This is a genomic window from Glaesserella sp. (assembly GCF_041817755.1).
Taxonomy (GTDB): Bacteria; Pseudomonadota; Gammaproteobacteria; order Enterobacterales; family Pasteurellaceae; genus Glaesserella.
Window position 1 is genome coordinate 42,652 of sequence record NZ_JBGYBX010000060.1, and the last position, 12,147, is coordinate 54,798.

Annotated in this window: 9 protein-coding genes; 5 read left to right on the plus strand and 4 right to left on the minus strand. The window is 43.5% G+C overall.

Translation table 11 applies throughout. The annotated features are described in order from the left end of the window. The first annotated feature begins 12 nt into the window (after positions 1–12). The 5 genes from napG (at position 13) to ACEYKX_RS09670 (ending at position 3,520) form a co-directional block, all read left to right on the plus strand. Positions 13–756, plus strand: a complete 744-nt coding sequence (napG, locus tag ACEYKX_RS09650; RefSeq protein WP_373766763.1) for a ferredoxin-type protein NapG — start codon at positions 13–15, stop codon at positions 754–756. Further along, positions 756–1,634, plus strand: a complete 879-nt coding sequence (gene napH / locus ACEYKX_RS09655; RefSeq protein ID WP_373766762.1) for a quinol dehydrogenase ferredoxin subunit NapH — start codon at positions 756–758, stop codon at positions 1,632–1,634. The genes napG and napH overlap by 1 nt, the downstream gene beginning before the upstream one ends. A 21-nt stretch (positions 1,635–1,655) precedes the next feature. Further along, positions 1,656–2,084 carry a nitrate reductase cytochrome c-type subunit gene (locus ACEYKX_RS09660; protein WP_373766954.1) on the plus strand — a complete coding sequence of 143 codons (429 nt, stop codon included), beginning with the start codon at positions 1,656–1,658 and terminating at the stop codon, positions 2,082–2,084. Between the two features lie 17 nt (positions 2,085–2,101). Next, complete coding sequence (locus ACEYKX_RS09665) at positions 2,102–2,683, plus strand: cytochrome c3 family protein (protein WP_373766953.1); 582 nt, start codon at positions 2,102–2,104, stop codon at positions 2,681–2,683. A gap of 141 nt (positions 2,684–2,824) precedes the next feature. Then, positions 2,825–3,520: a VIT family protein gene (locus ACEYKX_RS09670; RefSeq protein WP_373766761.1), complete on the plus strand. Its 696-nt coding sequence runs from the start codon at positions 2,825–2,827 to the stop codon at positions 3,518–3,520. Positions 3,521–3,601: 81 nt separating this feature from the next. On the opposite strand, the gene ACEYKX_RS09675 is transcribed toward ACEYKX_RS09670, so the two are convergent. The 4 genes from ACEYKX_RS09675 to putP all read right to left on the minus strand — a co-directional run bounded on the left by ACEYKX_RS09675 (position 3,602) and on the right by putP (position 11,791). Beyond that, positions 3,602–5,311: a ribonucleoside-diphosphate reductase subunit alpha gene (locus tag ACEYKX_RS09675; protein WP_373766760.1), complete on the minus strand. Its 1,710-nt coding sequence runs from the start codon at positions 5,309–5,311 to the stop codon at positions 3,602–3,604. Beyond that, entirely contained in the window at positions 5,298–6,275 is a 978-nt protein-coding gene (locus ACEYKX_RS09680; protein ID WP_373766759.1) for a ribonucleotide-diphosphate reductase subunit beta, read from the minus strand. Before ACEYKX_RS09680 ends, ACEYKX_RS09675 begins: the two co-directional genes overlap by 14 nt. Before the next feature lie 279 nt (positions 6,276–6,554). Further along, on the minus strand, positions 6,555–10,166 hold the full coding sequence (gene putA, locus ACEYKX_RS09685; protein ID WP_373766758.1) for a bifunctional proline dehydrogenase/L-glutamate gamma-semialdehyde dehydrogenase PutA: 3,612 nt from the start codon (positions 10,164–10,166) through the stop codon (positions 6,555–6,557). Positions 10,167–10,282: 116 nt separating this feature from the next. Then, positions 10,283–11,791, minus strand: a complete 1,509-nt coding sequence (gene putP / locus ACEYKX_RS09690) for a sodium/proline symporter PutP (protein WP_373766757.1) — start codon at positions 11,789–11,791, stop codon at positions 10,283–10,285. Positions 11,792–12,147: the final 356 nt, after the last annotated feature.

Here is a 12,147-nt window from a genome sequence, read left to right on the forward strand (position 1 = left end):
AAAGGGGGCGTTGTGAAAATTGATCAAAATCGTCGCCAATTTTTTAAAAACGCGACCAGAACCGCTGCCGGCGTATGCGGTATCGGTTTAATTTTAGCTTTACAGCAAAAACAAAGCCTTGCGCGCGAAGGCGTGGCGATTCGTCCGCCTTTTGCGTTGGAAAACGATGACGACTTCTCTGCGGCTTGCATTCGCTGCGGACAATGCGTCCAAGCTTGCCCGCATGACATGTTGCATTTGGCTTCACTCATATCGCCGATGGAAGCAGGAACCCCCTACTTTATTGCCCGTGATAAGCCTTGTGAAATGTGTCCCGATATCCCTTGTGCAAAAGCATGCCCGAGCGGTGCATTAGATGCGACACAAGAGAATATTGATGATGCAAGAATGGGCTTGGCGGTACTGCTTGACCACGAAACTTGCCTTAACTGGCAAGGATTGCGTTGCGATGTTTGTTATCGTGTTTGTCCGCTGATTGATAAAGCGATTACCTTAGAAAGACATCAAAACGAGCGGACTAAACTGCATACGGTATTTATCCCGACGGTACATTCCGAGGCGTGCACCGGCTGCGGAAAATGCGAACAAGGTTGTGTCTTGGAAGAAGCGGCAATCAAAGTCTTACCAATGTCGTTGGCGAAAGGTATCCTTGGCGGACATTACCGCTTCGGTTGGCAAGAAGCGGAAAAAGCTGGCAAGTCTCTTGCACCGGAAGGCTTGATTACCTTACCGACACGTAGACCGGAGGGTAACTAATGGCAAATTCACCGAAATACGCAGGAAAAGAAGCCCGTGAAAAATGGGGTTTTTGGTACGCCAACCGTTTTCTGTTTTGGCGGCGAGTCAGCCAGCTGGCGATCTTGTTCATGTTTTGGTCTGGTCCGTATTGGGGTTACTGGATTTTAAAAGGCAACTATTCCGGCAGCCTGTTATTTGATGTGATACCGATGTCGGATCCGCTGATTGTGGCGGAAAGTTTAGCTACCGGCTATTTACCTGAAATGACAACATTGATAGGTGCTTTAGTGGTCGTAGGTAGTTATGCGTTACTCGGCAGCAAAGTGTTTTGCGGCTGGGTCTGCCCGCTCAATATCGTGACCGACTGTGCCGCTTGGTTGAGACGCAAATTGGGTATTCGCCAAAGTGCCAAGATTTCACGTAATTTACGTTACGGCATTTTAGTGATGATCCTGATAGGCAGTGCGGTAAGTGGCTTACTGTTGTGGGAATGGCTTAACCCCGTTGCAGCCTTCGGTCGGGCGTTAATTTATGGTTTTGGGGCAACCCTGTGGCTGGTGTTAGCGGTCTTTTTATTCGATTTACTGATTGCCGAACACGGTTGGTGCGGACATCTTTGCCCGGTGGGGGCAACCTACGGCATTATCGGGGCAAAAAGCGTATTACGCATTAAAGTCAAAGATCGCAGCTTATGCGACAACTGCATGGACTGCTATAACGTTTGTCCGGAGCCGCAAGTTCTACGCGCCCCGCTACACGGAAAAAATAATGAAAGCCTGCTTGTGCTTTCAAAAGATTGTATTAGTTGCGGACGTTGCATTGATGTCTGCGCAGAAAAAGTATTTACTTTTACTCACCGTTTTACACGGGATATTCCGGTGAAAACGGTCAATTAATTTGTTGGAGTGAACCAAATGATGAAAAAAACCTTTGTGATGTTAATGGCTTGCTTTGCGGCATCAACCTTAGCCAACGAACCTGTGGGCAATAATTTTCAAGCGGCGGCCGAAAATGTCGCACCGGCGTTCCATAATGAGCCGAAAGAAACACCGCTGGCGGCATTAAGTTATGTTAACCAGCCACCGATGATTCCGCACGCAGTTACCGGCTATCAAGTGACGAAAAACGTTAACCAATGTTTAAACTGTCATAGTGTTGAGGCTTCACGCGTCACAGGCGCAACCCGTATCAGCCCGACCCATTTTACCGATCGTGACGGCAATGTCGTGGCGGGAACAACCGCACCGCGCCGTTATTTCTGCTTATCTTGTCATGTGCCGATGGCGGATGTGAAACCGATCGTACCGAACGAATTCCAGCCGATGAAAGGCTACGGTAATAACTAGGAGTCGTTATGATTAAATTGATTAAAAAGTTTTGGGCTTGGTTCAAGACTCCAAGCAAAATCGGCATCGGTTTTCTCATTTTAGTTTCTGCGATTGGTGGTATCTTATTTTGGGGTGGTTTCAATACAGCCTTAGAACAAACCAATACCGAAGAATTTTGCTCCGACTGTCATATGAATGACGTGGTACCCGAATATCGTGCCTCCGTTCACTATTCAAACCGCAGCGGCGTGAAAGCAGATTGTGCGGACTGTCACTTACCTCACGAATTCATCCCAAAATGGACACGTAAAATTGTGGCTTCTCGAGAAGTATTTGCTCACCTCACAGGTAAAGTAGATACCAAAGAAAAATTTGAAGCACACCGCTTGGAAATGGCGGAACGTGAATGGGCTCGGATGAAAGCCAATAATTCACAAGAATGTCGCAACTGTCATAATTTCTCCGATATGGACTTTACCCAACAAAAAACCGTTGCGGCCAAAATGCATGCGATGGCAGAACAGGAAGGCAAGACCTGTATCGATTGTCACAAAGGAATTGCTCACCAGCTGCCAAGTATGCACGGAGTAAAACCGGGATATTTAAATAAAGAGTAGTAAATAAGACACTCAATACATGACAAGCGGTGAGATTTGGCGTATTTCTTGCAAAATCTCACCGTTATTTTTTAAACCACTGCTACATTTTACCCAACACATTAGACCAATGCGAAGTATTCATTTTTATCGGGATTCATTATGCACATTAAACATGGGGAACATCACTTAAGCCACCGCAGTAATTGGTTACGTGCCGGTGTGCTTGGTGCAAACGACGGCTTGATTTCAACGGCAAGCTTAATGACCGGTATGGTTGCCGCCCAACCAGAATTTCACACATTGCTGTTAACCGGCATCGCTGCATTGGTTGGTGGTGCTATTTCGATGGCAGCAGGTGAATACGTATCGGTTTACAGCCAGGCTGATACGGAAAAAGCCGATATGGAAATGGAGAAACGTGAATTGGAAACTCACCCAGAAGAAGAATTACAAGAGCTTGCCAATATTTATCAACAACGCGGATTAACTCCCGAACTTTCCATGGAGGTTGCCAAACAACTTACCGCATGTAATGCATTGGACGCCCATATGAGAGATGAGATTGGTATTTCCGAAGACTCGTTTGCCAATCCGTTGCAAGCGGCATTTTCCTCGGCTGGTGCTTTTGCGATAGGGGCGACGATCCCATTATTGGTAATTCTATTATTTCCGGCAAATCTTATGTTGGTTGCACTCATCATCTCAACATTGATCGGTCTTGCCACATTAGGTTATGTCTCAGCCAAATTGGGCGGTGCGCCGGTTCTTCCGGCAATCACCCGCATTGTGGTCTGGGGGATCATCGCTATGGGCACCACCGGAATAATCGGTAAAATTATTGGTGTCACGGTTTAATCTTCCCCAATAAAACAAGCGGTCTGATATCTGCAAAATTTTGCAAAGATCAGACCTCTTGTTATTCACGGTTGTGAGGACTTAACCTTCACAACTACTACAGCTCAATAAGTTGCGGTTAAAGACCTGTGCCGCACTCATAGAATACTGATAGTAAATGGATTTCAAGCCCAGCTCTTCCGCCGTTAAGTATAGCTGGTTCAAATCACGTGCCGGCGTTGCTGGATGTACCATAATGTTAATACTTTGCCCTTGGTCAATATATTTTTGACGTTGCGCCGCTTGCTGAATTACACTCAATTGACTGATTTCGGAAAAGGTTTTAAATACTTCCTTTTCATGATCGGATAATTCCGGTAAATGTTGCACCGAACCGTCATTTAACAAAATACTTTCCCAGGTCTCTTCCGTGTCAATGCCTCTTTCACGAAGCAATTTTTCTAAAAACGGATTTTTGTAAACCGTCTTAATCTTCGCCAAATCTTTGACATAATAATTCGACTTAAACGGCTCTACCGACGGTGATACGCTACCTAAAATGAAACTGCTCGATTTTGTCGGGGCAATACTCATTAAGGTGGTATTACGACGACCGTATCCCTGTAAAAGCTCCGGCTCTCCGAAACGTTTTGCCAACTCTTGGGAAGCGCGTAAGGTTTTCTCTTGCAACGTTTTGAAAATCAGGTTGTTTTTTTGCATGGCTTCAAAGCTGTCAAAGGCAATATTGTTTGCCTGCAAATAGCTGTGCCAACCCAATACGCCTAATCCGAGTGCACGATGGCGTCTGGCAAAACGGTTTGCTCGTTCTAAGAACGGAATTTCAGCACTTTTCTCGATGAATTCGCTCATCACGACATCCAAGAAATATGTCAATACTTCTGGTGCATCCGTATCTTTCCACTCATCAAAATACAATAAATTCATGGATGACAAACAGCAAACGAAGCTTTCGTCACTACTGGACGGCAGCATAATTTCAGTACAAAGATTAGAGGCGTGAACCGTCATGTTTTTATCTTTATACACATCCGGGCGACCGGCGTTCGCATTATCTTTAAAGAATAAATACGGGATACCGGTTTCGGTTTTACGTTGCAACAATTTTGCCCAAAGCTGACGCTTATACGGATCGCCCGCTTTCATCGACTCAAGCCATTCACGACCGACACACACGCCGTAATACATCAATTGAATCGGGTTTCCTTCAGTATGAATATCCAACCATTCATCAATATCGCCGTGTTCAATGTCGATATAACCGGCAAACTGCCCTTTACGTGACGTACCTTGTGAAATAACGTCAATCACTGTATCAAACAACTTACTGAAGTTAAAGGAACCGTCCGATTTCCCGTTATTTTTAATCGCACTACCGCGTGGACGAATACCGCCGAAATAGGCTGAAGTCCCGCCGCCGATTTTACTCATCATACCGACTTCCGCCGTCGTCACCATAATCTCGTGGATCGAATCGCCGATATAGCTACCGAAACAGGAAATCGGTAAACCGCGATCCAAACCGAAATTTGACCAAATCGGTGAAGAAAGCGAAAAGTACCCGCGTCCCATGTAGTAATAGAATTTATCCGCGTAACCTTCAATACCAAGTCGACGTTCTGCGTGTTCGGCAATAAAACGGATGCGATCTAATGCGGTTGTACCTTCAAGCAGGTAGCCGCGTTGTAAAAACAAGCGGCTATCATCATTAAGCCACTCAAAATCAGGACGTTTATCGTCCGTATAACCGAGTTCAAATAACTTCGGTTGATAAAAAGGATTAGAATAAGTCATCGGCAGTAATCTGTTTCATTTTTTTGCTGTAATCGGTACTACGTTTGTTAAAGAAATCGGTTTCTTTGGTGGAAAGAATTTCAATATCAAACCATTCGGTTTCTTTTAATAACGCCGGATCAACGTCGTAAGGCGGCTCCAATCCTAATGTCATTAACGAATTGTTGTAACGATTCATGATGTAATTTTCAACGGTCGCACGCGTAATAAAGCTCAAGTCCCCTTCCTCAAAAATCCAGTCTAAAATACTTCTTTCCGCTTCAAATGCTTGGCTGGATAATGTTTTCAGTTCTTCAAAAAACGCCGGCGTAAACAGCTCACTATGTTCATCCCGTAAGATTTCATAAAGCGCAATACCGAAACGTCCGTGAATTTCTTCTTCTTTGGATGTTGCCTCTACCGCATTGGAAATGCCCTTAAATAAATTTTTATGTTTATTAAACGACATCATGATAAGGAACTGTCCAAATAGCGAAATATGTTCTACGAATAAAGAAAACAGCACTAAAGACAACACGAACTGCCCTTTACCCGTATCTTTCTCACGCATAAAATCTTCCATATAACGGATACGATTCATCAACGGTTCGATCGCCGTGATTTGCGTGAACATGTCATTTAACCCTAACTTTTCCAGTAAGAAGGAATAGGCATCTTTATGACGCACTTCACTTTCGGCAAACGTACCGCCCACATCATCCATTTCCGGTTTCGGGAAATAGCGGTACAACTCGCCCCAGAAACGTTTTACATTCACTTCCACTTGTGAAATCGCAAGCATTGCCCGCGTTAATACATGGCGTTCGTGATCGTTGATGTTGGTGCGGTAATCCTGAATATCCCCGGTAAAGTTAAATTCAGTATGTAACCAATAAGAGTGGCGAATGGCATCTTTAAATTCAAGCAGCTCCGGGTATTCGTAAGGCTTAATCTGAATACGTTTTTGAAAGATATTACGCGACATAAGTGGTCCAATTAGAAGGTTGAAATTGGTGTGTATTCTAGTGAAAATTTCGAACTCTTCAAGATCTTGACAAATGCGAACATCCGCTCGGAACGTGATTCGTTCGTAGGGAGTGATTGATTTTAAACGGAAAAATTTTTTTGTAAAAATCTCGTCTTTAAATCAATATATTGTGGTTTTAAAATTTATAAGCACAAGATATTGTGTTTTGCAAGCGGTCGGATACCTAAGATTTTTTGCAAAAAAAGAAGGAAATCCGACCGCTTGTCAACAGAGAGGTTAGTCCATCTCACTCATTAAGCTGGCATTTCCGCCCGCGGCTGCGGTGTTAATGCTGATCGCTTTTTCATGGACTAACGGGAAAAGCGATAGAGCTAAATCCAAATTGTCGATGTACGTCAGAATCGCCCCTGAACGTTCCGCATGGTGTTGTTTCTCAGCAACTGAAATCGGGTCTAAAGCAATCAACACACTTAAATTTGCCAAACTGTTGAAATCTTCCACGACCATTAACAGCCCTTCAAAATGCACCGCATGTTTTGCCAATTCACTTTCACGTTCAACTACCGCTTTAGCACCGCAAACCGTAATCGCAATCAACGCTTGCGCTTGTTGATAGAGTGAGCCTTTACCGATTGCAATCACCGGTCGGGCTTCTAAACGCATAAAGTTGCTTTCGCCCGTAATACCCTGCATGTTGAAGATTTTGCCTAACGGCGATTGGCGAGATAAGCTGGTCACTAAATCACGGGCATTTTGCTGTTCCGTTCCGAATAACACCACGTTAATGCCATTGACCAATGTTGCCGTATCCACCGTTTTACCGCCCTCTAAGTTCGGCAGTGTCCATGCACTTCGATTAGCTAAACGTTGCAAATAAAGCGGTCCGCCCGCTTTTGGCCCTGTACCGGATAAGCCCATACCGCCAAACGGTTGAACACCGACGACTGCACCAACTGTATTGCGGTTCACGTAAAGGTTACCCGCATGAACGCTGTCGAGCCACAAATCAACGGTTTCGTCAATACGGCTATGCAAACCGCTGGTTAAACCGAAGCCGGTCGAATTAATATCCGCCATGATTTGCGGTAATCTGTCCGCATCAAAGCGAATAACGTGTAATACCGGGCCGAAGACTTCGTGTTTTAATTGACTGATATTGTCAATTTCCAGTACCGTCGGCGGAACGAAAATACCCGTTCTTTCAATTTCCGCATCAATCGGAACTTGATAGCATAACTTCGCCACTTTTTTAATTTCAGCAATATGATTCAGCAAACGCGTTTGAGCCACTTTGTCAATTACAGGCCCCACATCCGTATTGAGATTTTGCGGTCTGCCGACTTTTAATTCTGCCATTGCGCCTTTGAGCATTGTAAGAATATGATCGGCGACATCCCGTTGTAAATAAAGCACACGTAAAGCAGAACAACGTTGTCCGGCAGAGTCAAAGGCAGAGTTCAAGACATCCGCCACCACTTGCTCACCTAATGCAGAACTATCAACAATCATCGCATTTTGTCCACCCGTTTCAGCGACAAGCGGTACGATCGTCTCATTTTTTTGCAAATTGCGATTGATGTTTTTCGCCGTCTCCGTTGAACCGGTGAAAATCACCCCATTGACTCTCGGATCAGTCACTAATGCCGTACCGACCATTTTTCCGCTACCCGGTAAGCATTGTAACGCTTGGGTTGGGATACCCGCTTGATAGAATAAGCTGACCGCATAGTGTGCCATTAACGATGTTTGTTCCGCCGGTTTTGCCAACACCACATTTCCCGCAACCAATGCTGAAGAGACTTCGCCGACAAAAATCGCCAATGGGAAGTTCCACGGGCTAATCGCCACCACTATGCCACGCGGATTACGATACCCTTCCGGATTTTGACGGACTTCTTTCGCATAATAACGACAGAAATCAACTGCTTCACGCACTTCTGCAATCGCATTGTTTAAGGTTTTGCCTGCTTCTCGCACCGCTAAATCGAAGAGCTGTGGCATATTGGCTTCCATTAAATCCGCCATTTTCTCTAACGCTTCCGCTCGTACAATCGGAGACGTATTTTGCCACTCGGATTTAAATTGTTCTGCAACATTAAAGGCGGTTGTAATGTCCGCTCCTGTGGCATCTACCACTTCGCCGACAATCTCAAACACATTTGCCGGGTTATGAATATGTCTGACTTCTCCGTTAAACCCGGTAACACCTGACACTTGCGGAACAGCGCGATATTGCTGTGTTGCCAGTTGATTGAGCTGTTGTTCTAATGCTTTTAAATGAACCGCATCAGTTAAATCATAACCTTTAGAATTTTGACGCTGCTCGCCAAAAAGTTTCACCGGCAATGGAATTTTCGGATGCATCGTGCCATCAGTCTCTTTCGCTTTATCGACCGGATCACGAGCTAAATCATCAATACTTAGATTTTCATCGACAATTTGGTTCACAAACGAGCTGTTTGCCCCGTTTTCTAATAAGCGACGAACCAAGTACGCCAATAACGTTTGATAAGACCCCACAGGCGCATAAATACGGCACTGTACATTCAGATTATTCGTACCGACCACTTGGTCATATAAAGTCTCGCCCATGCCGTGTAAACATTGGAATTCAAATTGCTTACCTTGTGCCAAGTGATAAATCGTTGAAAGTGTTTGTGCATTGTGGGTAGCAAATTGCGGGTAAATGACATCTTGTGCCGACAATAATTTTTTCGCACAGACAATGTAGTTTAAATCCGTATGCACTTTACGGGAGAATACCGGATAGCCTTCCGCACCATCGGTTTGGGCACGTTTGATTTCTGTATCCCAATAAGCGCCTTTTACTAAACGAATCATCAGCTTACGATTATTCGCCCGAGCTTTTTCGATTAAATACTCAATCACATAAGGGCAACGTTTCTGATACGCCTGAACAACAAAGCCTACACCGTTAAAACCGGCTAAATCGGGATCGGTTAGCAATCTGTCCATTAAGTCTAAAGAAATCTCTAAACGATCGGCTTCTTCCGCATCAATATTTAGGCCAATATCGTATTGTTTGGCTAATAAGAAGAGCTGTTTTAAACGTGGATAAAGTTCATCAATAACTCGCTTATGTTGAGCAAGGCTATAACGAGGGTGAATCGCAGAAAGTTTAACAGACACACCCGATGACTTATAAACGCCTAAACCACGAGAAGTTGCACCTACCGCATGAATGGATGCGACATAATCATCATAATAACGTTTGGCATCTTCTTCGGTGAATGCAGCCTCACCTAACATATCGTAACTATAACGATAGCCCACGGCGAAACGCTTTTCACCGTTTTTAATCGCTTCTTGAATCGTTTCCCCCGTCACAAACTGTTTTCCGAGTAAACGCATTGCCACATCCACACCTTTACGGATTAATGGCTCACCGCCTTTGGAAATAAGACGAGAAAGCGAAGAAGCTAAACTACTTTCACTGTGAGTAGCCACCAGCTTACCTGTAACGACTAATCCCCACGCTGCCGCATTAACAAATAAAGAAGGGCTGTTACCAACATGTGAACGCCAATCTCCTTTAGCAATTTTATCACGAATTAATTTATCGGCTGTCGTGTTGTCCGGGATACGCAATAAGGCTTCAGCCAAACACATTAACGCCACACCTTCTTCACTCGATAAAGAAAACTCATGCATTAATGCATCCACACCACTGGCTTTTTTACGTGCCGCACGGACTTTCTCGACTAATTTTTTCGTTAGCACTTTTATTTCATTAGCCTGTTCATCCACACATGCTTGTGCCATTAACTGCTTCACTAATGTTTCTTCATCATAGCGATAATGTTCACTTAAAACGGAACGAATACCTGTTCCACGAGGTAAGATTTGATAATGAGATATGGTTGACATAATTCTCTCCCGTTTATGTAATTAAAATGTTTGCAAAAAATATTGGTGATCGCACCGCTTGTATCGCATTTCCAAATGCAAAAAACGGCTCACCACATGGTAAACCGTTTTTTTTATCAGCGTTTCATTTCTTCTATATACGCTTTTTCCGCTTTTTCGAATGTTTCAACCAATTCCGTCCGAGGCACAGGAGTAATCAGTGAAACGATAATAATCGCTATAAAAGAAAGAATAAAACCAGGGATCATCTCGTAAATAGCGCTATGTGGTAATAATTTATCCCAGAATACTACAACTAAAGCCCCGACTAACATTCCGGCCATTGCACCAGCTGCATTCATTCGTTTCCAAAAGAGCGAAAGAATAACCACAGGCCCAAAGGCACAGCCAAAACCTGCCCACGCATTTTCAACTAATTTTAATACTTGGCTTGTTGGATCTTGAGCAATGACAATAGCAATCACTGAAATCACGAGCACCATCATACGACCTAACCAAACTAGCTCTTTTTGACTTGCATTTGGTCTAATCATACCTTTATAAAAATCTTCGGTAATTGCACTTGAACAGATCAACAACTGACAACTTAATGTACTCATTACTGCCGCTAAAATTGCCGATAATAAAATCCCGGCAATCCAAGGATTAAAAAGTAACTTAGATAATTCAATAAAGACTTGTTCATTATTTTGATTAACCACTGCCGCCTGTTCAGGATTTGCAAAAAAATAGGCTTGTCCGAAGAAGCCGATACCTACCGCGCCAAATAAACAGATAATCATCCAAGTCATACTAATACGACGAGCATTTGGCATTGATTTGACACTATCAGCTGCCATAAAACGCGCTAAAATATGCGGCTGACCAAAATACCCCAATCCCCAAGCTGCTAAACTTAATAGACCGACAAAGGTTGTGCCTGTAAACATATCAGTAAAATCTTTACCAACAGATTGCCCTGCTGCCACAATCACATTATGTGTATCCGCAAAGCCACCTAGATGAATTAACACAAAAATAGGGGTTAAGAAGAGCGCAAATAACATCAAACTAGCTTGAATAGTATCCGTCCAGCTTACTGCTAAAAAACCACCAATAAATGTATAGATAATAGTAGCTAATGCACCATACCATAATGCCGTCGCATAGGGAACGCCAAAGAGGTTTTCGAATAATCTTGCTCCAGCAACTACACCCGAAGCACAATAAATGGCAAAGAAGAATAGAATAATGGTAGCAGACACAATTTTGAGAATTTTTGTGTTATCACCAAAACGATGATGGAAATAGTCAGGCAAAGTTAAAGCATTCGCGTTGTATTCCGTGTGCATACGCAAACGACCAGCTACAAATAACCAGTTAAAGTAAGCGCCGATCGTCAAACCGATAGCAATCCAACCTTCGACCAAACCTGCGGCATATACGGCTCCCGGCAATCCCATCAATAGCCAACCCGACATATCTGAAGCACCGGCAGATAAGCCTGTTACAAAACTACCTAATCGACGCCCGCCTAAAATATAGTCGGATAAATTATGCGTAAAACGATAAGCAATAAAACCAATCAAGACCATTCCTATAATATAAATCAGAAATGTCGTTGTCGTCGGATCAAAGCCAAACATAAGGTTTCTCCCTAATAAAATGTTGAATGACCTCAATATAGCAGAAATTACAGCCTCTTAACGTAACTTGTTATCAACTGACTACTATTTGCACCCTATTTTTGATAATTTGAGTATAAAACAAACAATATCATTTTGTAACATTTTCGTAATAATTCTGTGATGAAGATAACATTTATTATTCTAAAAGCAGTCGGATATCACTAAAAATTTGCAAAATTCCCCCGCAATCCGACCGCTTGTCAGCCTCATTCTTCTCTTCTTTTCTTCTTCTGTTCATTACTTCCGCAAAATAAAAAAAACCGCAAGCTATCTCTAACTTGCGGTTTCTCTCGTATTAAAACCCTGATGGTGCC

Coding starts and splice junctions, on each gene's coding strand:
- napH (WP_373766762.1), top strand. CDS start 756: ATGGCAAATTCACCGAAATACGCAGGAAAAGAAGCCCGTGAAAAATGG.
- ACEYKX_RS09660 (WP_373766954.1), top strand. CDS start 1,656: ATGAAAAAAACCTTTGTGATGTTAATGGCTTGCTTTGCGGCATCAACC.
- ACEYKX_RS09670 (WP_373766761.1), top strand. CDS start 2,825: ATGCACATTAAACATGGGGAACATCACTTAAGCCACCGCAGTAATTGG.
- ACEYKX_RS09675 (WP_373766760.1), bottom strand. CDS start 5,311: ATGACTTATTCTAATCCTTTTTATCAACCGAAGTTATTTGAACTCGGT.
- ACEYKX_RS09680 (WP_373766759.1), bottom strand. CDS start 6,275: ATGTCGCGTAATATCTTTCAAAAACGTATTCAGATTAAGCCTTACGAA.
- putA (WP_373766758.1), bottom strand. CDS start 10,166: ATGTCAACCATATCTCATTATCAAATCTTACCTCGTGGAACAGGTATT.
- putP (WP_373766757.1), bottom strand. CDS start 11,791: ATGTTTGGCTTTGATCCGACGACAACGACATTTCTGATTTATATTATA.